General features: G+C 43.5%; 21 protein-coding genes. 2 read left to right on the forward strand and 19 right to left on the reverse strand.

All coding sequences use genetic code 11. The features are described 5' to 3' along the window. Window positions 1-87: 87 nt before the first annotated feature. On the reverse strand, window positions 88-2,139 hold the full coding sequence (gene ftsH, locus AOA56_RS13605) for an ATP-dependent zinc metalloprotease FtsH (protein ID WP_024733257.1): 2,052 nt from the start codon (window positions 2,137-2,139) through the stop codon (window positions 88-90). Window positions 2,140-2,487: 348 nt separating this feature from the next. Between ftsH and AOA56_RS13610 the strand changes: the two genes are divergently transcribed. After that, window positions 2,488-3,963 carry a DUF1846 domain-containing protein gene (locus AOA56_RS13610; protein WP_024733258.1) on the forward strand — a complete coding sequence of 492 codons (1,476 nt, stop codon included), beginning with the start codon at window positions 2,488-2,490 and terminating at the stop codon, window positions 3,961-3,963. 112 nt (window positions 3,964-4,075) lie between these two features. Here the strand turns inward: AOA56_RS13610 and AOA56_RS13615 are convergent, their stop codons facing one another. The 13 genes from AOA56_RS13615 to AOA56_RS13675 all read right to left on the reverse strand — a co-directional run bounded on the left by AOA56_RS13615 (window position 4,076) and on the right by AOA56_RS13675 (window position 17,915). After that, entirely contained in the window at window positions 4,076-5,920 is a 1,845-nt protein-coding gene (locus AOA56_RS13615) for an ABC transporter ATP-binding protein (protein ID WP_024733259.1), read from the reverse strand. Beyond that, window positions 5,913-8,168 carry an ABC transporter ATP-binding protein gene (locus tag AOA56_RS13620; protein WP_053769896.1) on the reverse strand — a complete coding sequence of 752 codons (2,256 nt, stop codon included), beginning with the start codon at window positions 8,166-8,168 and terminating at the stop codon, window positions 5,913-5,915. Before AOA56_RS13620 ends, AOA56_RS13615 begins: the two co-directional genes overlap by 8 nt. Window positions 8,169-8,190: 22 nt before the next feature. After that, on the reverse strand, window positions 8,191-8,694 hold the full coding sequence (locus AOA56_RS13625) for a MarR family winged helix-turn-helix transcriptional regulator (protein WP_048622201.1): 504 nt from the start codon (window positions 8,692-8,694) through the stop codon (window positions 8,191-8,193). 280 nt (window positions 8,695-8,974) lie between these two features. Further along, entirely contained in the window at window positions 8,975-9,535 is a 561-nt protein-coding gene (locus AOA56_RS13630; protein WP_048622202.1) for a hypothetical protein, read from the reverse strand. 160 nt (window positions 9,536-9,695) lie between these two features. After that, on the reverse strand, window positions 9,696-10,709 hold the full coding sequence (locus AOA56_RS13635; RefSeq protein ID WP_024733263.1) for a permease: 1,014 nt from the start codon (window positions 10,707-10,709) through the stop codon (window positions 9,696-9,698). A gap of 100 nt (window positions 10,710-10,809) precedes the next feature. After that, window positions 10,810-11,094 carry an ArsR/SmtB family transcription factor gene (locus AOA56_RS13640; RefSeq protein WP_024733264.1) on the reverse strand — a complete coding sequence of 95 codons (285 nt, stop codon included), beginning with the start codon at window positions 11,092-11,094 and terminating at the stop codon, window positions 10,810-10,812. A gap of 43 nt (window positions 11,095-11,137) precedes the next feature. Then, window positions 11,138-11,380, reverse strand: coding sequence for a thioredoxin family protein (locus AOA56_RS13645; protein ID WP_048622204.1), 243 nt, complete (start codon window positions 11,378-11,380; stop codon window positions 11,138-11,140). A gap of 16 nt (window positions 11,381-11,396) precedes the next feature. Continuing rightward, window positions 11,397-12,332, reverse strand: coding sequence for a CobW family GTP-binding protein (locus AOA56_RS13650; RefSeq protein ID WP_053769897.1), 936 nt, complete (start codon window positions 12,330-12,332; stop codon window positions 11,397-11,399). A 93-nt stretch (window positions 12,333-12,425) separates the two neighbouring features. Beyond that, window positions 12,426-13,400, reverse strand: coding sequence for an ABC transporter ATP-binding protein (locus tag AOA56_RS13655; protein ID WP_053769898.1), 975 nt, complete (start codon window positions 13,398-13,400; stop codon window positions 12,426-12,428). Beyond that, window positions 13,397-14,416, reverse strand: a complete 1,020-nt coding sequence (locus tag AOA56_RS13660; RefSeq protein WP_053769899.1) for an ABC transporter ATP-binding protein — start codon at window positions 14,414-14,416, stop codon at window positions 13,397-13,399. The genes AOA56_RS13655 and AOA56_RS13660 overlap by 4 nt, the downstream gene beginning before the upstream one ends. Beyond that, a complete protein-coding gene (locus tag AOA56_RS13665; RefSeq protein ID WP_024733268.1) occupies window positions 14,413-15,312 on the reverse strand; it encodes an ABC transporter permease in 900 nt (299 codons plus the stop codon). The genes AOA56_RS13660 and AOA56_RS13665 overlap by 4 nt, the downstream gene beginning before the upstream one ends. A gap of 11 nt (window positions 15,313-15,323) precedes the next feature. Beyond that, window positions 15,324-16,274 carry an ABC transporter permease gene (locus AOA56_RS13670; protein WP_053769900.1) on the reverse strand — a complete coding sequence of 317 codons (951 nt, stop codon included), beginning with the start codon at window positions 16,272-16,274 and terminating at the stop codon, window positions 15,324-15,326. 69 nt (window positions 16,275-16,343) lie between these two features. Continuing rightward, window positions 16,344-17,915: an ABC transporter substrate-binding protein gene (locus tag AOA56_RS13675; protein WP_053769901.1), complete on the reverse strand. Its 1,572-nt coding sequence runs from the start codon at window positions 17,913-17,915 to the stop codon at window positions 16,344-16,346. A gap of 251 nt (window positions 17,916-18,166) precedes the next feature. Between AOA56_RS13675 and AOA56_RS13680 the strand changes: the two genes are divergently transcribed. Next, window positions 18,167-18,607: a zinc ribbon domain-containing protein gene (locus AOA56_RS13680; protein ID WP_053769902.1), complete on the forward strand. Its 441-nt coding sequence runs from the start codon at window positions 18,167-18,169 to the stop codon at window positions 18,605-18,607. 315 nt (window positions 18,608-18,922) lie between these two features. Here AOA56_RS13680 and AOA56_RS13685 read toward each other — a convergent pair whose 3' ends face one another. The 5 genes from AOA56_RS13685 to AOA56_RS13705 all read right to left on the reverse strand — a co-directional run bounded on the left by AOA56_RS13685 (window position 18,923) and on the right by AOA56_RS13705 (window position 23,987). Continuing rightward, window positions 18,923-19,705, reverse strand: a complete 783-nt coding sequence (locus AOA56_RS13685; protein WP_053769903.1) for a sugar phosphate isomerase/epimerase family protein — start codon at window positions 19,703-19,705, stop codon at window positions 18,923-18,925. Between the two features lie 342 nt (window positions 19,706-20,047). Beyond that, window positions 20,048-20,632 carry a GNAT family N-acetyltransferase gene (locus AOA56_RS13690; RefSeq protein WP_053769904.1) on the reverse strand — a complete coding sequence of 195 codons (585 nt, stop codon included), beginning with the start codon at window positions 20,630-20,632 and terminating at the stop codon, window positions 20,048-20,050. Between the two features lie 45 nt (window positions 20,633-20,677). Further along, a complete protein-coding gene (locus AOA56_RS13695) occupies window positions 20,678-21,145 on the reverse strand; it encodes a GNAT family N-acetyltransferase (protein ID WP_082350027.1) in 468 nt (155 codons plus the stop codon). 464 nt (window positions 21,146-21,609) lie between these two features. Beyond that, on the reverse strand, window positions 21,610-23,280 hold the full coding sequence (locus AOA56_RS13700; protein WP_053769905.1) for an ABC transporter ATP-binding protein: 1,671 nt from the start codon (window positions 23,278-23,280) through the stop codon (window positions 21,610-21,612). An 83-nt stretch (window positions 23,281-23,363) separates the two neighbouring features. Next, a complete protein-coding gene (locus AOA56_RS13705; RefSeq protein ID WP_048622211.1) occupies window positions 23,364-23,987 on the reverse strand; it encodes a TetR/AcrR family transcriptional regulator in 624 nt (207 codons plus the stop codon). Between the last annotated feature and the right edge of the window lie 155 nt (window positions 23,988-24,142).

Below are 24,142 nucleotides of genomic sequence, written 5' to 3' on the forward strand. Positions count from 1 at the left end.
TCTATTTTAACAAAAGAACAGCGCATGGACAATCCCCATACGCTGATTTCTTTTCTTATTCGTAACAGTTCAGCATAGAAGCTCGGACTAACCTTGTGCTGCTCCATCCTCCTCTTCTGCCGTCACAGACGTCTCCTGTTCTGCCTCTAACATTGGCTTTTCTGTTGCAGTTGCTGTCTCCACCGGCTTCATGGCGATCCTTTCTTCCTTCTTTTCCGAATCGTCTGCGATCCCCCGTACTTCATGGAAGATCTGCATAAACTCTTTCCCGGTAATTGTCTCTTTCTCAATCAGAAACGCCGCAATCTTGTCGAGTGCCTCTCTGTTTTCCAGCAGAAGCCTCTTTGCCTCATCATAGGCAACTTTCAGCATCTGCATCACTTCGGAGTCGATCTCCGCCGCCGTTGCCTCGCCGCAGTTCATCACGGCTCTGCCATCCAGATACCGATTCTGAATGGATTCCAGACCGATCAGCCCAAACTTCTCTGACATTCCGTATTGGGTAATCATGGCACGTGCCACCTTAGTAGCCTTCTCGATATCATTGGACGCTCCTGTCGTCACAGTGTCAAAGACAATCTCCTCAGCCGCCCGTCCTGCCAGAAGTCCGACAAGCATTGCTTCCAGCTCTTTCTTTGTATTGAGAAATTTCTCCTCCTCCGGCGTCTGCATCACATACCCAAGCGCTCCCATCGTACGCGGTACAATCGTAATCTTCTGTACCGGCTCGGAATCCTTCTGAAGGGCACTTACAAGCGCATGTCCGACTTCGTGGTAGGACACGATCCTGCGCTCCTCCTGACTCATAATCCGGTCTTTCTTCTCCTTCCCCACAAGAACCACTTCTACAGCCTCAAACAGGTCTGCCTGACAGACTGCATGACGTCCGTGCTTGACCGCATTGATCGCCGCCTCATTAATCATATTGGCAAGATCTGACCCTACGGCACCGCTTGTGGCAAGGGCAATCTCCTCGAGATTGACGCTCTCGTCCATCCGCACGTCCTTGGCATGTACTTTCAAAATATCGACACGACCTTTCAGATCCGGACGCTCCACAATGATTCTCCGGTCAAAACGTCCCGGACGAAGCAGAGCCGGATCTAAAATCTCCGGACGATTCGTCGCCGCCAAAAGCAAAAGCCCCTTGTTCGTGTCAAATCCATCCATCTCTGCCAGAAGCTGGTTGAGTGTCTGCTCTCTCTCATCGTTCCCGCCGAGCTGAGAATCTCTGCTCTTTCCTATGGCGTCGATCTCATCGATAAAGATAATACATGGTGCCATCTGCTGCGCCTGCTTGAACAGGTCACGCACTCGGGACGCACCGACACCGACATACATCTCCACAAATGCGGATCCGGACAACGAGAAAAACGGCACATTAGCCTCGCCTGCTACCGCCTTGGCAAGCAGTGTTTTACCGGTACCCGGAGGACCTACAAGAAGCGCTCCCTTTGGAAGCTTCGCTCCCACACCGGTATATTTCCCCGGATTGTGCAGAAAATCCACGACCTCCTGCAAAGATTCTTTCGCCTCATCCTGTCCCGCCACATCACGGAACGTAACCCCCGTGGTCTTTTCCACATACATTTTGGCATTGCTCTTTCCGATCCCCATCATGCCCCCACTGCTTTTTGATACTCTTCGCATCAGAAAACTGAGCAGCACAAAGACAAGTACAAACGGAACAATCACACTGAATACGAGGTTTAAAATCATCATGGATGTAGAATCCGGAATCGTACTGCTGACCTCGACTCCTGCCTTGTCAAGCTTATCGTACATATCCGGATCATCGATCAGCCCGGTATAGTACTGCACCTGGGATCCAGCGCCAAACTGCGTAAACCAGTTGCTGCCTTGGGTGATCCCGCCCTGGCTGTTCTCATTCTCCTGATTCTTTTCCGCCTCCGTCTTCGGAATGATCGTAATCTTCTCCGAATCAATGGTGACTTCCTTTACTTCCCCCTTCTCCACCATATCCATGAATTTCGTATACGAAATCTCCTGGGATGGCGTATCCTGCATGAGCTGATACAGAAACATGACAAAAACAGCAGCAATTATCGTGGTTATGATGATAATCCCGTAATTCTGCCTGTTATTGTTATCATTCTTTTTATTATTCTGATTGTCCATCCTTTTCCTCCTACATGCTATCTTCTATATTATAAGTATGATTTCCATACAAATCAATAAAAACATTGTGAAATTTTGGTGAGGGAACCGGGCTTATCCATACTGCCTGATGAACATACCAGTTGCAAATATTTTGCTCCCCTCTCACAATTTGATTGCAAATTTCTGTCAGACTGTAGTATACTAGTCAGGTAGTATTTTCAAACTAAAGGTATAGTATGGAACGACTCAGCTATACATCCTGAAATCAATAAACCCTTCTGTAAGCAAGCTTAAGATAGGTTTCGTTAATATCGGGAGACAGTGCTGAATCGTTACAATAAAATTTTACGAAGGAATGATTAGTGTATGAAAACAGGATTTGATAATGACAAATATCTCCACATGCAGTCTGAACATATCCGAGAGAGGATCAGTCACTTTGACAACAAGCTGTATCTGGAATTCGGAGGAAAGCTTTTCGACGACTTCCATGCTTCCCGTGTACTTCCGGGATTTCAGCCGGACAGTAAGCTGCGGCTTTTAAAGCAACTCTCCGACACCGCAGAGATCGTCATCGTCATCAGCGCAGGGGACATTGAAAAAAACAAGGTGCGCGGCGATCTTGGAATCACCTACGATGACGACGTACTTCGCTTAAAAGGTGCGTTCGAGGAGAACGGACTCTATGTTGGCAGTGTTGTCATCACGCAGTACAGCGGCCAGAAAAGTGCGGATCTCTTCCGTCACCGCCTGAAAAATATGGGAATCCGTGTCTACACCCACTATATTATCGAAGGATATCCGTCCAACATCCCGCACATCGTAAGTGACGAAGGATACGGACGGAACGACTATATCGAAACCTCCAAACCTCTCGTAGTCATCACAGCCCCAGGGCCTGGAAGCGGAAAGATGGCAACCTGTCTCTCCCAGCTCTATCATGAGAATAAGCGTGGCATCCGCGCCGGATATGCCAAGTTCGAGACATTCCCGATCTGGAATATCCCTCTCAAACATCCGGTGAATCTGGCGTACGAGGCTGCCACAGCAGACTTAAACGACGTCAATATGATCGATCCATTCCATCTGGAAGCATATGGAAAGACGACTGTCAACTATAATCGTGACGTAGAGATTTTCCCGGTACTCAACGCCATGTTTGAACAAATCTTCGGCGAGAGCCCGTATAAGTCACCAACTGATATGGGTGTCAACATGGCCGGAAACTGTATCTGCGACGACGAGGTGTGCCAAGAGGCATCCCGCCAGGAGATCATCCGCCGCTACTATCAGGCAAAATGTGATTTTCTCCAGGGCAACATTCCGGACTCCGAAGTCTTTAAGTTGGAGCTTCTGATGAAGCAGGCTCATGTCTCTATCCACGATCGCACAGTTGTAGACGCGGCACTTGAAAGAGCTGAAAACACTGGAGCCGCCGCTGCTGCCATCGAGCTGCCGGATGGAAAGATTCTGACCGGAAAGACGTCCAACTTACTGGGTCCTTCCGCAGCGCTGATCCTCAACGCACTGAAGGACCTTGCCGGAATCGATCACAATCTTCATGTGATCTCCCCGACCGCTATCGAGCCAATCCAGAAAGTCAAGACCCAGTATCTTGGGAGCAAGAATCCGCGGCTTCACATTGATGAGATCCTGATTGCGCTCTCCATCTCCTCTGCAGCCAATCCGGCCGCACAGCTCGCAATGGAGCAGCTTCCAAAGCTGAAGGGCTGCCAGGTACACACCTCTGTCATGCTTTCTTCCGTGGATATCAAGCTCTTTAAAAAACTCGGTATCCAGCTCACTTGTGAGCCGAAATACGAACACAATCCGATCTATTAATTCTGATTATAAATAATAGAGACGACAAAGCCCGGAGCCAACACATGCTCTGGGCTTTGCTTTGTATCTGTTCTCTGTGTCCCTTTTTTCTATCTGTTTCTTTGTGTCTGTATCAGGAAGCTGCCTTACTGCTTCCGTTTTCAAACTGTGAATTGTAGAGATCAGCGTAAAATCCACCTTTTGCAAGGAGTTCTTCATGCCTGCCCTGCTCAACGATGTCTCCGTCTTTGAGAACCAGAATCCGGTCTGCATCCCGAATGGTGGAAAGACGATGGGCAATAATGAAACTTGTTCTGCCTTTCATCAAATTATCCATTGCCTTCTGAATCTGGATCTCCGTTCTTGTATCAACCGAGCTTGTCGCTTCATCCAGAATAAGGATCTTCGGATCTGCCAAAATGGCTCTTGCAATGGTCAGAAGCTGTTTTTGCCCCTGGGAAACGTTGCTTGCCTCCTCATTGAGCTCCATGTCATATCCAGCCGGAAGTGTCTGGATAAAATGATGGGCATGCGCCGCCTTTGCTGCCTCCATGATCTCCTCATCTGTAGCGTCCAGCTTGCCGTACCGGATATTATCCCGGATGGAACCGTTAAAGAGCCACGTATCCTGAAGCACCATACCGAACATCCGGCGCAGTTCTCCACGGTTGAAATCCCTGACATTGTGTCCGTCCACAAGGATCGCTCCTCCATTGACATCATAAAAGCGCATCAGCAGTTTAATCAGTGTCGTCTTACCGGCTCCGGTCGGACCGACAATCGCGATTTTCTGTCCCTCCTTCACTTTCGTGGAGAAGTCCTTGATGATGATATGATCTGGATTGTAGCCGAATTTCACATGGTCAAATTCCACATTGCCTTGAAGTCCTTCTGTCGATACTGGATCATCTGCAAACTGTACCTCTTCCTCTTCCTCCAAAAACTCGAACACACGCTCGGAAGCTGCTGCCATGGACTGTAACATATTCGCTACCTGTGCCACCTGCTGGATCGGCTGAGTGAAATTTCGAACGTACTGGATAAAGGACTGGATATCCCCGACTTCGATCGTCTGTTTGATCGCGAGGTATCCGCCAAGGATCGTCACCCCCACATAGCCCAGGTTGCCGACAAACTGCATGATCGGCATCATCATTCCGGAGAAAAACTGCGATTTCCAAGCTGTCTGATAGAGCACATCGTTCATCTCATTGAATTCTTTAAGGACGTCATCCTCCTTATTGAATGCCTTTACAATACTGTGGCCGCCATAAACTTCCTCCACCTGTCCATTGACATGCCCCAGGTATTCCTGCTGATTTTTAAAGTATTTCTGAGAATGTTTCACAATGAAAGAAATCAGAACCAGCGAAATCGGGAGGATCAAAAGAGCCACCATCGTCATCAACGGACTGATACTTAGCATCATCACAAGTACACCGATCAGCGTTGTCACCGAAGTGATCATCTGGGTCGCCGTCTGGTTGAGACTCTGACTAAACGTATCGACGTCGTTTGTCACACGGGAGAGCACTTCTCCATGGGTCTTTGTATCAAAATAATTCATTGGAAGTCTGTTGATCTTCTCTGAAATATCTTTCCTCATCCGGTACGTAAGCTTCTGTGTAACTCCCGTCATAATAAACCCCTGAATAAATGAGAAGATAGAGCTCACACCATACAGGATCAGCAAAGTAATCAGGATTCTGCCGATTTTGCCAAAATCAATACCGTCTCCACCTGTCACCTTGCCGACCAAGCCCGTAAAAATCTCCGTTGTCGCCTTACCGAGCACTTTCGGCCCGATAATATTGAAAATCGTGCTGCCGACAGCAAAGAGCATAACACACAGAATCGGAAACTTATATGGTCCGATATATTTCAGCACCCGTTTGAGAGTCCCTTTAAAATCTTTTGCTTTCTCACCGCTGCCCATGCGTCCGTGGCCACCCATCGGTCCTCGTCTTTGATTACTCATGTGCTGCCTCCCCCTTTCTGCTGCGTGATACCGCCTGCTCCAGCTCTGTCTGGGAAAGCTGGGACGAAGCGATCTGATAATATGCCTCACAGTTTTTCAAAAGCTCTTCGTGGGTTCCGATTCCTGCAATCTGCCCCTCATCAAGGACAATGATCTGCTCCGCATGGAGGATCGTACTGATTCGTTGAGCGATAATAATGACGGTGCTGTCTTTCGTCTTTTCTTTCAGCGCCTGTCTGAGCACAGTGTCGGTCTTATAGTCCAGTGCAGAAAAGCTGTCGTCGAAAATAAAGATGTCCGGATGCTTCGCTACTGCTCTTGCAATAGAAAGCCGTTGCTTCTGCCCTCCGGAAACATTGCCTCCTCCTTGGGAGATCGGACTGTCGTATCCATCCGGTTTCTCTTCTATGAATTGCTTTGCCTGAGCGATCTTGGCTGCTTCCTGGATTCTCTCAGAGGACATTTCCTCATCACTGTAAGCGATATTGGAAGCAATCGTACCAGAGAACAACATACCTTTCTGCGGTACATAGCCAATCTTCTCTCGAAGCTCATGTTGTGTCACGGTGCGGATATCCTTTCCGTCAATCCGGATAGACCCCTCCGTCACGTCATAGAATCTTGGGATTAAGTTCACCAGCGTAGATTTTCCACTTCCCGTACTTCCAATAATTGCTGTCGTCTCACCAGGTCTTGCGATAAAATGAATATCGTGCAGCACGTCTTTACCCGCACCCGGGTAGCGGAAAGATACATGGTCGAATTCCACCAGTCCCTTCCCTTCCTCCGGCAGATGTTCCGGTACTTCCTGATCCCGGATGGCAGTCTCGCTTGTCAGTACCTCATCCACACGTCCGGCTGCAACGGCAGCTCTTGGAAGCATGATAGAGATCATGCAGATCATAAGGAACGCCATAATGATTTGCATCGTGTACTGGATAAATGCCATCATATCTCCAACCTGCATCTGTCCGCCATCCACACCGTGGGCCCCCACCCACACGATAAGAATACTAATTCCATTCATAATCAACATCATAGCCGGCATCATAAAGGTCATGGCACGGTTGACAAAGAGGTTCGTCTTCGTCAGATCACGGTTCGCTACATCAAACCGCTCCTCCTCATGCTTTTCCGTATGGAAGGCACGGATGACGGAAAGCCCGGTCAGTATCTCTCTTGTCACCAGGTTGACTCGGTCCACCATCTTTTGCAGGATGCGGAATTTCGGCATCACGCAAAGAAAAAGCACTAGAACAAGCGCCAGGATGAGCACCACTCCAAGAGCGATGATCCAGGTCATGGACACGTTGGTATTGATTACCTTGTAAACACCACCCACTGCTATGATCGGTGCGTAGAGCACCATTCTCAGCATCATTACAATCACCATCTGAATCTGTTGGATATCATTGGTACTTCTTGTAATCAACGATGCCGTGGAAAAACGGTCAAACTCGCCACTGGAAAATCCAACCACCTTCGTAAATACATTTTTCCTCAGATCCCGTCCGACCGCTGCCGCCGTCCTAGAGGCCAGAAGTCCGACGGTCACACTGGCAAGGAGCCCTAAGAAAGCAAGACCGAGCATCTTGACACCTGTAATCAGAATATAATTTGTCTGCAGGGCATCCATGTCAACCCCCAGACTCTCATATGCCGCCTTGATGTAGACCGCCGCTGTCTGCTCCAGCATCGTATCCGGCATATCGGAAATCTGACCGGACATGCTCTCTACCATCGCATCTCTCTGCTCCTGCGGCAGGACCCTTAAAATGTCAAAGATCGTTGCATCCCCCGGTACTGCGCCCTGCGGCATCTGTGCCATCATCTGATCTTTCATCGCTCCCAGCTCGTCGCTGTCCGAAGAAAGTCCTTCTGCAAGAAGCATTGGTTCTCCCAGAATGTCAAAGAGTTCTTCGGACTTCTCCTCGTCCTCTGCCACGGAATCTTTCAGCACATAAAAAGATTCGTCTGTATTCAGATCCTTTTTCGTTCCCTCCCGATATGCTTCCCGGACGGTGTCCGCATCTTTTTGCGGAACCAATAACAACAGATCTTCCAGATCGCTTTCTTTCATCTGTTCTGGAACCGTCGTATCAATTCCGCCCTGCTGAATTCCTACATTTACAATATCGGACGTGTACGTCGGAAGGGACAGATCGCAGAATGCCTGCACAAACAGCACGACGATGATCGCAAGAACGACGCCTGCATGCTGCCTGAGATACTTGAATAGTTTTCCCATAATCGTTTTCCTTCTTTCTTCATTAAATTTCTTCGTCTAAATCAGACATACATTCCTGTTTCATATGGATCTTACAGCTTTCCATCGCCTCTTTGGTCATCAGATTTTCCCGGATCTGAAGCAGGAGCCGACGGAAAAGGAGCCGTTCTTCCGGCAGAATGTCCCGGAACATCGTGCCCTCCATCTCCTTCATCGCATCCTTGATCCGCCTGATATAGCGCCTGCCCTCGTCGCTAAGTGTAATCCAGGAGACTCTCTGATCCTGTTCATCAGAACTTCGTACGATCAGTCCTCTTGCCTCCAGCTTTTTCAGAAGCGCCGTGATGGACGGCGGTTTCACTCCAAGCTTTTTTGCGATCTCCTTCTGAGGAAGCCTCCCCTCCTTGGAGAGGATGAACAGACATCCTGCCTGCCCCGGCTTGAGATCCACTTCTTTCATACATTGCATAACCCAGTAGGTCTGGGCATGCAAAATCTGATTGAGCAACAGAGGAACCGGAATTTCCCTGATTGGATTATCTTCCATAATCTTTCCTCCTAATTAGTTAGATGTCTAACTGATAGTCTAATATTTTGCCCAATATATGTCAACCTCAAACTTATTATTTCACTTTTTTATCACAATTTTTCACAAAATTTTAATTAAATAACTAATTAATCCGGACATTCCGGAAATACCCGGATTTTCTTTCTTGTTTCTTTTCTCTCTCCTGCGAGAGAAAAAAACTGCACCCCTCCAACAAAAAAGAGCGTCTCCTTTTCCAGAAACGCTCCTGCTCCATTACACAAAATATAATAAACCGTTTTTAAATCCGGCTCTGCTGTTTCGTTTTGTCAATCCAGGTAATTTTCACCTTGTACCGCTCCCGGATTCTGCAGTGCTCTAATGTCAGATGGATCTCCTTTTTCTTCAGTACCCTTGCAATCCCTTCAAAGATATGCATCACCTGATTTTCGTATTTCATCACTTTCCTAAATCTCTTGTAGTACGGACCTCCACGGAGAGCCTCCCCCGGAAGCCAGGTCTTGCGAATATTATGAGCCTGGACCTTCTTCCCGTTCAGAAAAATAAATTCATTGATATTCCCCGGTCCATCGTTCAAATGATTGTCAAGCTTCTCCGGAATCTGCCTCCAAATGTGCTCCGATCCTTTCAGCAAGTCAAAAATTTCTTTCGTCTCTTCCCGATCCAATTTAAAAATCTTCATCGTCTTGATTTCATCAAAAAGGCGATACGCTACAAACTTGAGATTGCCGTTGCCCCGCAATTCCAACAAAAATCCGCCGTCGTCGCCCTCCATGCCAAAATTCGGGCTGACATGGTAAGAAAAAACAACCATATCTTTATTCAAATCCTGAAACTCCATAGTATCCCCTTACTTCCGAAGTCTGTCTGTCCAACATCAGAAATTATATCATATTTTCCCCGGAGCTTCCATGACTTTTGAATCATTTTATAGAGGCATATGAAAAACTGATCGCAGGATCCGACAAAGAAAGAACCTCTTTCACAATTTCCAGAGGCACTTACACAATCAGATACTGTATCGCATTAAAGAAATATCCGACAAACATGATTCCAAAAAAGCAGATACTAATAAAAACAAAGAGTAATTTCGGTTTGACCGCTTTACGAAGCATAATCATAGATGGAAGAGACAAAGTGGTAACTGCCATCATAAAAGCCAGAACAACACCAAGTTCAGCACCCTTTCCCAAAAGCGCCTCAGCAACCGGAATGGTCCCGAAAATATCAGCGTACATCGGAATCCCCACAAGGGTAGCAAGGACGACTCCGATCGGGTTTTCCTCGCCAAGCACTTTCACGATAAAGGATTCCGGTATCCAGTTATGAATGACGGCGCCAATTCCAACACCTACGAGAATATATGGGGTCACTTTTTTCACAGTTCCACGTACCTGATCCCATGCAAATTCCAGCCGTTCCTTCACGCGCAATTCTTTTTGAGCCGCATGAAACGCAGGAACATTACGGATATACTCTTCCACATACTGTTCAAGCTCAAGTTTCTCGATCAAGGTGCCGCCTGCGACAGCAATGATCAATCCTAACAATACATAAATGACGGCCACTTTCCATCCGAAGATACTCATAAGAAGCAGCAAAGAAGCAAGATCGACCATTGGAGAAGAAATTAAAAAAGAAAACGTTACTCCAAGCGACAACCCCGCATTTGTAAACCCAATAAACAAAGGTATAGATGAACAGGAACAAAATGGCGTTACTGTCCCAAGTAATGCCGCAATGATATTCGCTCCTGTTCCCTGAAAACGTCCAAGGATCTTTTTCGATCTCTCCGGTGGGAAATAACTCTGAATATAAGAAATCATCCATATGAGCACGCCCAAAAGTACCATAATCTTTATCGTATCATAGATAAAAAACTGGATTGTGCCTCCTATTTTTGACGTCGTATCCAAGCCAAATGCTTGAAGCCCCGACCCGACCAGCCGGTTCAACCAATGCATCCCCAGAATTTCATTCTGAAAAAAATCCCAAACCATATTAAAGTCCTCCATAATTACACTTACGCATCGTTAAATTGAAATATATCTATTTAAAATCCCTAAAGAAAGTCGTGATGAAATCCATTTTTTGACTTCTATGGCACGACTCATCTTACAGTTCATTATTCTCAGGCAACAATCCTTGTAAATATTGCTTTGCCTGTTCTACCCCACTATAAGAAATAGAATAGTGGGTCCATTTTCCCTCTTTCCGTCCAACAACAATTCCTGCGTCGCATAAAATTTTCATATGATGCGACAATGTTGGCTGTGAAATATTCAGCTCTTCCAGCAGCTTACAAGCACATTTTTCACCATGTCGAAGCAATTCAATAATTTTCACACGATTTTCATCACAAAATGCTTTAAAAATAACCGCAATTCTTTTTTCGTCCATCTCTCCTGCTCCTTCTATGTGTTCTGCCGATTCTAATACCGGTTTACATGCAGTATTTTTGCAAAAGCTTCTTAATTCGTTTTACAGATATCGTCTGCCCACTGACCAGAATCTCCCCATCAACCATAAGAGAAGGGGCTGACAAAACCCCTAATTTCACAATTTCTATTAAATCCTCTATCTTCTCGATTTCCGCGTCTATTCCCAGTTCTTTCACCGCTTCTTTTGTATTTTCATACAACTGGCTGCATTTCTCGCATCCTTCACCTAATACTTTGATATTCATTTCCCAATCCTCCTTTTTAATTTCTCAGCTTCATCGGCAGCCCCACTTCTTCTTCCCAGGCAGACATGATCTTTCTGATAGCGGCAGGACCGATCTTTGAAATGAACACCATCTGTGAATGTTCTTTTTCAGGGCATGGTTTTACATCTATCTGGTGTCCAACCAGATCAATCTGACTCCATCCTTGCCCGGAAAGCAGGAAAAATCCTTTCGCACGGTATAGATCATCCTGAATCACTGACAAAAACTTCTTCATTTTTCCCAATTCTACCTCTCCTGAAAAGTCCATGAAGAGTGTTTTCGGCTTCGTCTCTTCTGAATTTGTAGTTTCTTCATTTTCCGCCCACTGATATTTCATCAAATCATAATTCCAGAAATCAAATTCTAACTTTCCATTGACACTCGTACTAATTTCACATACCGGATTGATTTCCCGAATTTTCTTTTTTAATTCCAGAACCCTCTCCTCATCAACCAGGTCCGTTTTCGTCAGCAATGCCAAATGACAATGCTTTAACTGACGAGATACCGTTTCCAAATCTTCTAACTGCTCCAGGAAATGAACAGCGTCCACAAGACAGATGACACCTTGCAATTCATAAGCATCCCCGCAAAGTTGTGATGCCGCATCAAAAATTTCTTCCACATTAGACGGATCGCCTAATCCGGAACTTTCTATAAATAAATAGTCGAACTTGTATGCCGCCATATCTGCTAATGCCTGAACAAAAGAAAGTCTGAGGCAGGAACAGAAAATGGATCCCCTGTTAATTTCCACCATTTTGATATCGTCATTCCGTAAAATCTCTCCGTCAATGCTCAGTTTACCAAACTCGTTCTGGATGATTCCAACTCGCTTATCCTTTAGAATGTCCAGTAATCTTAAAAGTATTGTTGTTTTACCAGCCCCCAGAAAGCCCGTGAATACATAAAGTCCTGTTTTGTCTGCCATACTTTCTTCCCCCTGATCTTCTATCACATTTACTTTTATCGATATGATAAGTTTATTATAATCTATATATCGATAAAAGTCAATCTGTTTTCTCTATTCTTCAATACAGTAGCACGCCGCCTTATGTCCCGGTTCTACTTCCCTGAATACCGGAGCTTCTTTTTTACAGATCTCCTTTGCATACGGACACCGGCTATAAAAAGCACATCCTTGGAAATCCTCTGTACGGACCGGTTGTTCTCCTGATAGCACCTGAAAGTCTTCTCCCTGGATATAAGGATCCGGGATGGCCGCCAACAGCGTCTTTGTATAAGGATGCAACGGATGTTCAAACAGCGTTTCCGTACTGGTTTCCTCCACAAGTGTGCCAAGGTACATGACGCCGATCCGATCTGAGATAAAGCGTATGACACCGATATCGTGAGAGATAAACAGCAGACTCAACCCCAACTCCATTTTCAGCCTCATCAGCATGTTTAAAATCTGAGCCTGAATGGAAACATCCAGAGCGGAAACGGGCTCATCACAGACAATTAGTTTTGGATGTGTCAAAAGGGCTCCCGCAATCCCAAGTCTCTGTACCTGTCCACCGGAAAGCTCATGCGGGAAACGGAAGAAATGCTCTTCGGAAAGCCCTACTTTTTCCAGCATGGCAAGTACCTGTTCTTTTCTCTTTGCTTTTTCAGTCACCCCATGGATCTTTAAAATCTCCTCCAGAATCTCGCCGATCCGAAGCCGGGGATTCAGTGCGGAGAGAGAATTCTGGAACACCATCTGTAACTCACCCCTGAGTGAGCGCATCTCCCGTTCCTTCATTTTACAGAGATCCTTCCCCTCATACAAAATGGAGCCGCTGTCTGCGGGAGAGAGTCCCACGATCGCACGTCCGGTTGTAGACTTTCCACATCCGGATTCACCTACAAGCCCGTATGTTTCTCCCTTTTCGATCGTCATGGAGAGGTGATCTACCGCGCACATTCTTTCCTTTTTGCCAAACCATCCTCTACCCGAAAGCCGTAGTGGATATATTTTCTTCAAATCTTTAATTTCCAACAGAGTTTCTCTCATACCTTCACCACCTCTTTCTCTTCTTTTCCGGCCGCATACTTCCAGCATTTTACTTTGTGTCCCGGTGACACTTCCACAAGTGGAGGGGGACAATTCTTACATGTCTCATCTACCATGGCACATCTTGTACAGAAATGACAGCCCTTTGGAATATGGGAAAGAGACGGCACAGTCCCTCGGATTGTCGGAAGCTCTTGTCCTCCCTTTACCCGAAGATGCGGTATACAGGCAAGAAGCCCTTGGGTATAAGGGTGGCACGGATGCTCAAAGAGTTCCTCTGTCTTTGCCTCCTCGACCACCTGTCCAAGGTACATGACCTTAACACTGTGGCAAAGCCTGGAGACAACGCCCATATCGTGAGTGATGAAAAGTACCGACATCCCAAGTCTCCGGTTCAGATCCCGGATCAGATGCAGAATCTGCTCCTGAATCGTAACGTCCAGGGCAGTAGTCGGTTCATCCGCAATCAGAAGCTTCGGCTCGCACGCCAACGCCATGGCAATCATGACCCTTTGCTGCATTCCACCGGAAAGCTCAAAGGGATATTTCTTCATACTGGCATCCGGATTCGGGATCCCGGTAAGCCTCAGCATCTCAATGCTTTTCTTCCTTGCCTCCTCTTTGGAAAGCCTCTTATGTAACATCAGGACTTCCATGATCTGATTCCCTACGGTGTGAACCGGACTGAGAGAATTCAGCGGATCCTGGAAAATAACGGAAATCTGGTTCCCACGGATTGCCCGCATCTGTTCCAACGGTTTTGTCAGGAGATTTTCGCCCTCAAACAGGATTTTCCCCTCATATCGAACCGCCGTATCGTGATCCCGAAGCCTGAGAATCGACTGGGACATGACACTCTTTCCTGAACCTGACTCTCCTACAATCCCCGCGATCTCGCCAGGGTAAATTTCCAGGTTGACACCGTTCACAGCGGGCAGCCAGTCTTTGTGCACCGGAAATTTTACCTTTAGATCTTTGATTTCCAATAATGTGTCTTGCTTCTTTTCTTCCATCATGCTTTTTTCTTACCTCCTTTCACCTTCGGATCCAAATAATCCCGAAGACCATCTCCAAGGAGGTTCAGACTGAGCACGCATAAAATAACCGCGGCTCCCGGACAGATCATCGTCCAGGGCGCTCTGGAAAATACCATCTTGCTGGACTCCAGCATATTTCCCCAGCTTGCCGCCGGAGCCGGGATTCCCGCTCCAAGAAAACTTAAAGACGCCTCCGAAATGATCGCCTGGGCAAAGATAAAAGATGCCTGTACCGTCAGCGGAGAAATGACGCCCGGTAAAATCATACGCCACAGAATCCGGAAATTACTAAAGCCCTGCACTTTCGCGGCTTCCACATAGGTCTGTTCCCGGATCACAAGGGCACTCGCACGCACCGTTCTCGCCACACTTGGTGTATACACAATCGTCAGCGCCAGAATCACATTCCAGCTCGACGTACCGAGAGCTGCTATCAACGCAATGGCAAGCAAAATTCCCGGTATTGCAATAAGGCCGTCACAGATTCTCATCAAAACCTGATCGAGTACTTTAAAGTAGCTGGCATAGATGCCGATGATCGTCCCCAGCACACAGGAAAATACTGCCACACATCCCCCTACCCATAAGGACACCCTCGCCCCATACATCATTCTCACAAACAAATCCCGTCCAAACTCGTCTGTCCCAAAGAGATGCCCGTTTCCCGGAGCTTGCAGTCTTTTCGTCACTTCCATGGCGTTCGGATCAGTGGAATGAAATATCGGAACAAAGATTGCCAGTAGTACGATCAGTACCAATCCGGCCGCACCGATAATCAGCGCCGGATTTGCGAGAAATTTTTCCTTCTTTAGTGTTCTCTGCTCCCGGATAATTGCTTCGCTGGCAGCAGAGATCTCTTTTCGTCTCATCAACATATCTTCTCCTTCTACCTCCTCCCCGGCCTGAGCCTTGGATCCGTAAAACCGTACAAAATATCTACAACGAGATTGACAAGCACGTACAGAAGTGTTACAAAAAGCACCACTCCCTGGATGACAAACACATCCCGTCTGTTAATGGATGTCAGAGTCAGCATCCCAAGTCCTGGAATATTGAACAATGTCTCTGTCACAATCGTTCCGGTAATCAGACTACCAAAAGACTGCCCTATCGCCGTGAGTATGACTGGAGCTCCGTTTTTCAGAGCATATTTCATAACAACTTTCTTTTCTTTGAGCCCCTTTGCCCGTGCCGTCTGAATATAATTTTTATACAGCGTCTCCAAAAGGGAAGACCGTGTCATCCTCGTCAGGTAAGCCGCCTGTACGATTCCAAGGGAAAGCGCCGGCAAAAACAAATATCGCAGATGCTCGCCCAGCCCATCCGCGATGCCCGCATATCCCGCTACCGGGAACCACTGCAGATACACGCCAAAAAACAGCATCAAAAACATACTCAGCAAAAATCCCGGCAGAGCCGATCCAAGGAGAGATACCGTCACACAAGTCAGATCCAGAGTGGTTCCCCTGTGGTAAGCCGCCAGGATTCCAAGGGGAATCGCCAAAGCCAAAGCAATGACCTGTGCAAAAACCGCCAAACTTAAGGTCGGAAGAAAATACTCCGCAATGGCGCTCGTCACAGTCTGATGGAGAAAATAGGACTCTCCCCAGTCCCCATGGAGTACATTGGAAAACCAGTCTGCGTACTGTACAAGGAACGGCCGGTCAAACCCAAGCTTCGCATTCAGCTCGTTGATCTGATCCGGCGTCGCCTCCAGACCAAGAAGTGCCGTTGCAGGACCTCCCGGAATCATGTACACAACCAGAAAAATCACACAAGATACAACGAAGAGCACAGGGATCAACGATATAATCCGTTTTAAAATGTATCGAAACATAATATGATTCCTTTCATAGAATAACAGCGGAGTGCTCCTCCACATTCCGCTGTTATGATCGTGTGTCTCTTATTCCGCTACAGTCACATTCCAGTAAATCGGGAAACGAAGATAATCGTATCCCGCCACATCGTTGCTCATTGCTGTGACGCCTGTATAGTGGCCGAGAACAGTGGCTGCACTGTATTCATATAGAAATTTCTGTAACTTCTCCCATGCTGCCGCCGCTTCCTCATCGGATGCCGCGGAACGGATTGCCTGGATTCCCTCGCTTACTTCAGAGCTGTTCAGACCTGCCCATCCACTGTCCAGTACAGATAACTGAATTGGAAGCATATTGTAAGAGTTACTTGTAATGAACATATCGAACTGCTGTGGATTGGAGCGGTGTTCCATGAACGTGCTGAAGTCATACGTTTCCACCTCTGCATTAATTCCGGCCTGTTTGAGCTGTTCCTGCACAACCAAAGTTGCATTGTACATTTCCGGATAATCCTGTGTTGTTACAAGTACAATCTTTTCATTATTATATCCTGCCTCTTTCAGAAGCTCTTTTGCTTTTTCCGTATCATGCTGATTGTAGTACTCGCTTCCGGCATCTGTTCCCCACTGCACATCCGTAGGATCACTCCAGCTTGCACTCAATTCATAGAGATCTGGATTGCCGTACGCGGCAAGCATAATGTCATCACAGTTCAGTGCCGCAAGCGCAGCCTGCCTGAATGTCTGGTTGGCCATCACGCCCTCTGTTGTATTCAAGAACAGGTTAAGTGTACCGCCACGGTCTACATTCAGCGTCAGAGCACTATCGTCAGTCAGATCCTCATAATTGTCAATCGGGATCTCCTCAGCAACATCATACTCTCCACTCTGAACACCGGCAATTCTTGTGGAAGCATCTGTCACAACATCATAGTAGATCGTCTGTGTTGCTGCTTCTTTCTTGCCTGCAAGTCCGCTTGCTTCACCTTCGGAAGGCTGATAATCTTCAAAAGCTTCCAACTTTACATACTGATCCTGTTTCCACTCTGCCACCTTGTAAGGGCCTGTACCGATATACTCACTGACTCCTTCTGTTGTCGCAGACTCCACAGCTTCCTGCGGATAGATCGCTGCCGCCTGAATCGGGCTGGCAAGAATCATAATAATATCGGAAGACGCCTGGTTCACCTTTAAATTTACCGTATAATCGTCCACCTTTTCAAAAACAGAACCGCCGATCAGCGTATTGGCTTTTGCTGATACTTCAATCCAGCGATTCATGGACGCTACAACATCATCCGCCGTCATCTCTTCCCCATTGTGGAATTTCACCCCCTGACGAAGCTTGATCGTATACGTCATACCATCATCGCTTACTGTGTAGGATTCTGCAAGCACAGGAGTCGGCTCGTAGTCCTTATTCATGGCAAACAGTGATTCATACACATGAACACCGATTCCTCCGACAATATTGGAATTGATTGACTGCTGATCCAGTGACGGAGGGTTTGCAGAAATCGCAACATGCAGTTCCTCTTTTGTTCCGGATGAACTCCCGGAATCCCCCTTATCAGAACCTGACCCACCGCTGCATCCCGCCAGCACAAGTGCTGAACTCATAAGCAACGCCGCAGCACCTATAAATGATCTTCTTTTCATAATAGTACCTCCTCAATCATACTTCTATATGGTTGTCGTAGCTACTATATACAATAGAAACCTAAAAAGCAAATTGATAATTATAATAGGCGGTATGTCTATTTTCTATTTGACATTTTTTTATGAAATATATTTTTTCGGAAAGCTTTTCTCAGCATTTTCATCTATTCCCACAAACGCAATAGACGATTGCTTGTCATGTAAAAAAACATACGATATACTGAACTCATCAAATAAAGGAGGTCGGGAAGATGGAAACAAAAGATATATTAAAAAAGATCCGCACAGATCATCAGATCACACAGGATGAAATGGCAGTAAAACTAGCTGTCACAAGACAGGCTGTTTCCCGCTGGGAGCAGGGAGAGTCCATTCCAAATATAGATACGCTAAAGCAGATTTCCACCATTTTTGATGTTTCTATCAATACATTGCTGGGAAGTCCGCGTAAACTAGTTTGTCAATGTTGTGGTATGCCCATGGAAGACGATACTGTGATCAGCCGGGAAAAAGATCATAGCTTTAATGAAGACTATTGTAAATGGTGTTATGCAGATGGTCAGTTTGTCTACCAAAGTATGAACGAGCTGCTCGACTTTCTCGTAGACCATATGTCAAACAACCAATTCACACCGGAGCAAGTACGTGCCTACTTTTCCGAACAGCTTCCAAAACTAAAACACTGGCATTAGAATCCTAGATGCAGTAACAAAGGCACAGAGCAAAATACTCTATGCCTTTTCATTGCATCATCATTTATTGATTTGATAGACGAAACTCTTTTATAACTTTCCGCGAGTATTTATAATCTCCATGAAGCCGTCATAAAATAAAGATTTTTCGCTTAAAGCCCTATCTTCCTGTGTATCTCCGTATATGGTGATTTTGAGAGGTTGGATACCATTTTGGCATCATAGGCAAATATGTTTGAAACACTATAAATGTTTACAAAAAGACTTATAATTTCATATTTTCCTTGTTGCTAGTATCACAAAGCCTTTTAAATTTCAGTTTACTCTCATATCATTTAGCTGTTTTGCCTTCTGATATGCACAATTTAAAAATTCCTGAATAGATAAATCTTCATAATCCCAATTCATAGGCTCCAGTGTTGTTGCGCCTTGATATCCTGTAAAAGTTATCTTTTTCATCATACCTCTCCAATCAATATTACCGTCAAAAGGAAGTTGATGCTGATTATATTTTCCACCATTATCATGCAAATGTAACGCCATTAATTGATTTCCGTACTTATTCAGCAAATCAATATCGGGAGCATAATTTTGATGATGACAACTATCATAACAAAAACCTACATAGCTTGACTGAAAAGTGTTTAGCACCATATCCAGGTTATCTATATTTTCTAAATTTTCAAAAGCAATTTGAACCTTATTATCTTCCGCCTTATGAATAATCTTCTCTAATCTTTTTAATCCAAGTTTATTAATGGGATAATTGTCAGCTGGCAAATGGATCACCATTGTGGGTATATTAAAAGCAACACAATCTTTCACGCAATGCCAATATGTTTCATAGACACTTTCTCCATTCAAATTATCCAATGATAAACAATTCTGTTCATGGACGGGCGTATGCATATTATCTATTTCCAATCCGGCTTTTTTTGCTAAACGAACATCCTCCTGATAACCTGATCCCCTTCCAAACTTATCGCTCCACCATAACATCACACAATCAAATCCGGCCCGTTTTATTAGTCTGTATCTTTCTTCAAAAGGCAAATCGAAACTTCCATCATATCCAAAACAATCATATATTCCTACCATAACTACTTCCCCTTACATGACAATTTCATCTTCGATATACTATTTCCTTTTAGGAAGATGATATTTTATTCCTAATTCATTATCGCCCTTTTTATTCTGTTTATAATATTCTAATGCTTCATCGTAAATACAAGGATAATCTAAATTTGTAAGTTTTGCTTTATTATGATAAGTATGTTCATAAACCAAATACTCATCAACAAGTGTTGAACCAACATCAAAAAGTAGCCATTCTATCTTTCCATATCATTTTATATCATTACAGAAAATCCTGCGCTATTTGAGCACCAAAACTTCAAAATCATTGATGTTTTGAGTGCTACAACATAGGAAAAAATAAAACTAGATTTCCTCAACAAAATGATTTTCGTATTGATACCAGTATTTTTTATATACCCTATCATCATTACCGTCAAAATTAAGCTGATACATTCGAAAAATCACCGTAATATCTTTCGGCTGCCACCGCTCTTCATAAGAGTAGCAATACTTCATGCCAAGCTTTTTCATTACATTCCCACTGCGTGGATTTTCTTTGTCATGTGTTGCTGTAATATATGTCAGTCCATCCTTTTTCACCTGCTCCAATACTGCTTTTCCTGCCTCAGTCACAATACCTCTGTGCCAAAATTCTTTCCGAAGTCCGTATCCAAAGTCGTGATGCTCCTCCATATCGACTTTTATATATCCAATGGGGATATCATCCTCTTTCAGACAGATTGCATAAGCATATCCCTGTGGTTTGGCGTATTGCGCCGCATATCTCTCTTCATAAAATTCCCGCGTTTCCTCCAGATTTTTCATCGGAAACCATGGCAAAAAGCGGTTGACCTCTTCATCTTTTAAAATTAGAAAAAATGCCTCCAAATCGTTCTCTGTAAATTTCCTCAAAATGAGCCGTTCTGTCTCTAACATCGGTGTATTCATGTTTGCTCTCCTGTTTATCCAATATTCATATTAGGTTCCTAAAATTCAATCTAACGAGCTTTCAATCGTTTTCATCATTTCACGAAATCCGTTTTTCTCATAGAATCTCATTCCATCTATATTCTGCGGAAATACCTGTGTCCTGATAAAATCTACCCCGTGTTCTTTTCCGTACCGCTTGCTTGCCTCCATAAGAAGAGTTCCGATTCCCTGACTCCGCCTTGATTCCAATACATCCAGATCCTGTATATAAACTAATGTTTCCGGTTTCAAACATGCTACTTTTTTCTGCTCTAATATCATAACATGGGAAAAACCCAATATTTTTCCATCCTCTTCCGCCACTAAAATATCTTGATCCGCACTTTCAAAGACAGACTGAAAAAACTCATTGCTTCGCTCTCCCACAACAAAATGCTCTGGTTGATATCGAACGCCATCTTCCTCCAATTCTTGATACAAAAGCCTCAACTGTTCCACATCGTCTATTCCTGCTCTCCTAATTAACATCATTTTTCTCCTTACTCGTCTTTAATTGTTTTTAAATTTTCTGGTTTTTCCATTTTTTCTGTTTCTACAAAGGCGTAGTGGTGTCAAGAAAAAGGACACTATCCATGGTATCCTGAAACAATCATACTGCAATAGAAAGCAAAATGCCATATCTCTTTTTAAAATACTATCTTTTTCATGCCCGTTCCTTATCATTTGACTATTTCCTATAAAATAAAAAACAGCTTTCATCTCCTTCACATCAAGAAGTGATGTGGGACGAGTACATAAGCTGTTGTATCACTGTATTTCAGAATTATTAGTTCTATTTTGTAGACAAAACTTTTCTGCGAAAATGCAAAATTTTTTTAACCAATTACCTCTCGAGAAAAATCCCCCTAAACTCAAAACGGGTTTAGAGGGAATAACCGGGGATAATAATATACGTTATAACTCCGCTTTTTTATATGGTGGACGAATACATACTATTAAGAAAAAAACAACAAACTATGATTACTCACAAGTTCATTCCATGTCCCTTTTTCGATAATTTTGCCATGATCCATACAGATAATCTCATCATATTTTTCTAGCAGTTCTTTTCTTAAATGATGAGTAATGGTAATAATCGTTAAATTCTTTATCTTTAATAGACGATTTTCAATATCATAAGCTGTTTGCATATCGACAGCAGATGTACCTTCATCTAATATCAAGATCGGTTTGTTTCTAATTAAAGCCCGCGCAACTGCAATTCTTTGCTTCTGCCCGCCAGATAAATTCGCTCCATTTTCTCCTACTTGATACAATAATCCCTCTGGAAGTTCTGATATAAATTCATCTAGTCCACTTTCCATTACGACTTTATCAATCATTTCCTGTGGATAATCTTCATGTAGACATATATTGTCCTGTATAGTTTCATCAAACATATAAATATTTTGATGAATTATAGAGGATAATTGAGCCACATCATTTCTATCAAGTAAATTTAATTCCCTATTATCATATTTGATTGTACCTGTATAATCAGAATAATAGCCCGCTAATAATTTTATAAGAGTACTTTTCCCAGAACCACTTTTCCCTATAACAACATATTTTTTCCCTTTTTCAATAGTACAATTTATTTCATTTAAAATCTCTTTGTGCTTATCATAGGAAAAACCTAAGTCTTTTGTGCAAACACAAAAATCAAATGAGCTGATATGTTCTTTTTGTGAATATGCCAATGAATATTGAGAGATATTCTGCATTTTTTCAGCAATAGGCTGTATACTTTTTATCTTTGGAACATTAGTAAATATCATCACAAGAGGATTCGCTAAATTACTACTTACTTGTACCATTCCTAACAATGTACCTACTGTTATACGTTCTGTGATGATGAAATAGGCAGATAAAAATAAAACAACTATCTGAACCATAAGAGCAAGAAAAGAAGATATCCCCTCATTTAATGCAAGCAATCTATCGACACTGTATTTAGAGCGGATTGTTTCTTCATTCTCTTTGCTAAATCGCTGAATTACATACCGTTTCATGGAATAGGACTTGATAATTTCAAATCCAGACAAAATATCTTTTAGGCCGACTGTAAAATCTGCTAGTTTTGAGGAATATTTCTTTTGTCTTTTTTCCAATGACTTACCCAGAAAACTAGGAATTAGAAACATGATAGCTATCGCTACTATGACGCAAACAGTAACAATAATATCAAAATAAATCATTAACAAGAATGACGCAGTAAAAATAACCGTATATTGGACTACTTCAAAAAGAGGAAGCAAAAAGTTATCTTCTATCATTTTTACATCATTTGTAATAATGGAAATATAGTCAGCAGTATTCTTCTTGTTGAAATCTTCTATACTGTGATGAACTGTTCCTTGGAATACATCAGAACGAATCTGACACATAATTTTACATATAACCTTTTTGCTAAGTAGAGATTGAAGATATAGAAAAATCCCCAATACAGCAAAATAAAAGATAGAAAACAAAACCGTTCTGATAAATTGTTGTATATCTTTTCCCACGGCTATGTCTAATAGTTGCTGTAAAAGTATAGCCATAAACACATAACCTAAAGAAGAGATTACACTGACTAAAATTGTAGTGATAAATAAAATTTTATTTTGCTTAATATAGCTTTTCATATTATATTCTCCTTTATAATTATACGTGTTGCATGTATGTATGTGCTTAAAAATAAAATTGCCTTTCGACAATCTTATTTTTCTTATGCATTTTCTTTGCATAGTTTAACGATTTCTTCATCAATTACTGGAAGTCCTAATTTTTCCATAATTTCTTTTATCAATAAGAATTTTTCCCATGTTTCCTCTGTTGTCATCGGATATATGGTAGGTATCGACCAAAAATTAGTTAAAAGAACAAATAATTCTGCCAGTAATTTTGCATGTTCTGTTTTTATAGAGCCATCCTGTATTCCTTCTTCTATCAATTCTTGATACATAGGAGCTAATTCTTGATTGCTTTCAATCAATTTTTTTAAAAAAGCCGGACTTCCCATGAGTTGCATTGAAGCCATACTTAATTGATGATGTTCCGTTTCATCAAATGAGGTTTTTAAGACAAATTTTAACTTTTCCAATCCGTTTAATTCTTTGTGACTTTTGGCTTTTTCAAAAGGATTCGTTTCATAGAAAAGTTTTTCGCACAAAGCCTCAAAGACTTCTTCCTTGGATTTAAAATGATGGTAAAAAGCTCCCCTGGTCAGTCCGCCCATTTCACTAATAATATCTAATACTGTTGTTTCCTCATATCCCTTTTCCAAAAAAAGTTTTAAAGAAGCATCTAATATTTTTTGGACAGTTTCTTCTGGATATTTATTTCTTGGCACCTTTTCACCTCCAATACATCCATGCTACATGTATAGTATATCATGCTGTTTACATGTATGTCAACATACCTATCACCATTTTTATAACTACAAAAAACCGATTAACTTTCACTACACGAAAATTAACCGGTTATAAACACCCTTTCAGATGTATC

The organism is Sellimonas intestinalis, from assembly GCF_001280875.1.
GTDB lineage: Bacteria > Bacillota > Clostridia > Lachnospirales > Lachnospiraceae > Sellimonas > Sellimonas intestinalis.

Coding starts and splice junctions, on each gene's coding strand:
- AOA56_RS13615 (WP_024733259.1), bottom strand. CDS start 5,920: ATGAGTAATCAAAGACGAGGACCGATGGGTGGCCACGGACGCATGGGC.
- AOA56_RS13660 (WP_053769899.1), bottom strand. CDS start 14,416: ATGATGGAAGAAAAGAAGCAAGACACATTATTGGAAATCAAAGATCTA.
- AOA56_RS13640 (WP_024733264.1), bottom strand. CDS start 11,094: ATGGACGAAAAAAGAATTGCGGTTATTTTTAAAGCATTTTGTGATGAA.
- AOA56_RS13670 (WP_053769900.1), bottom strand. CDS start 16,274: ATGTTTCGATACATTTTAAAACGGATTATATCGTTGATCCCTGTGCTC.
- ftsH (WP_024733257.1), bottom strand. CDS start 2,139: ATGGACAATCAGAATAATAAAAAGAATGATAACAATAACAGGCAGAAT.
- AOA56_RS13675 (WP_053769901.1), bottom strand. CDS start 17,915: ATGAAAAGAAGATCATTTATAGGTGCTGCGGCGTTGCTTATGAGTTCA.
- AOA56_RS13695 (WP_082350027.1), bottom strand. CDS start 21,145: ATGATGTTAATTAGGAGAGCAGGAATAGACGATGTGGAACAGTTGAGG.
- AOA56_RS13685 (WP_053769903.1), bottom strand. CDS start 19,705: ATGGTAGGAATATATGATTGTTTTGGATATGATGGAAGTTTCGATTTG.
- AOA56_RS13700 (WP_053769905.1), bottom strand. CDS start 23,280: ATGAAAAGCTATATTAAGCAAAATAAAATTTTATTTATCACTACAATT.
- AOA56_RS13635 (WP_024733263.1), bottom strand. CDS start 10,709: ATGGAGGACTTTAATATGGTTTGGGATTTTTTTCAGAATGAAATTCTG.
- AOA56_RS13655 (WP_053769898.1), bottom strand. CDS start 13,400: ATGAGAGAAACTCTGTTGGAAATTAAAGATTTGAAGAAAATATATCCA.
- AOA56_RS13625 (WP_048622201.1), bottom strand. CDS start 8,694: ATGGAAGATAATCCAATCAGGGAAATTCCGGTTCCTCTGTTGCTCAAT.
- AOA56_RS13690 (WP_053769904.1), bottom strand. CDS start 20,632: ATGAATACACCGATGTTAGAGACAGAACGGCTCATTTTGAGGAAATTT.
- AOA56_RS13665 (WP_024733268.1), bottom strand. CDS start 15,312: ATGTTGATGAGACGAAAAGAGATCTCTGCTGCCAGCGAAGCAATTATC.
- AOA56_RS13650 (WP_053769897.1), bottom strand. CDS start 12,332: ATGGCAGACAAAACAGGACTTTATGTATTCACGGGCTTTCTGGGGGCT.
- AOA56_RS13630 (WP_048622202.1), bottom strand. CDS start 9,535: ATGGAGTTTCAGGATTTGAATAAAGATATGGTTGTTTTTTCTTACCAT.
- AOA56_RS13610 (WP_024733258.1), top strand. CDS start 2,488: ATGAAAACAGGATTTGATAATGACAAATATCTCCACATGCAGTCTGAA.
- AOA56_RS13645 (WP_048622204.1), bottom strand. CDS start 11,380: ATGAATATCAAAGTATTAGGTGAAGGATGCGAGAAATGCAGCCAGTTG.
- AOA56_RS13620 (WP_053769896.1), bottom strand. CDS start 8,168: ATGGGAAAACTATTCAAGTATCTCAGGCAGCATGCAGGCGTCGTTCTT.
- AOA56_RS13680 (WP_053769902.1), top strand. CDS start 18,167: ATGGAAACAAAAGATATATTAAAAAAGATCCGCACAGATCATCAGATC.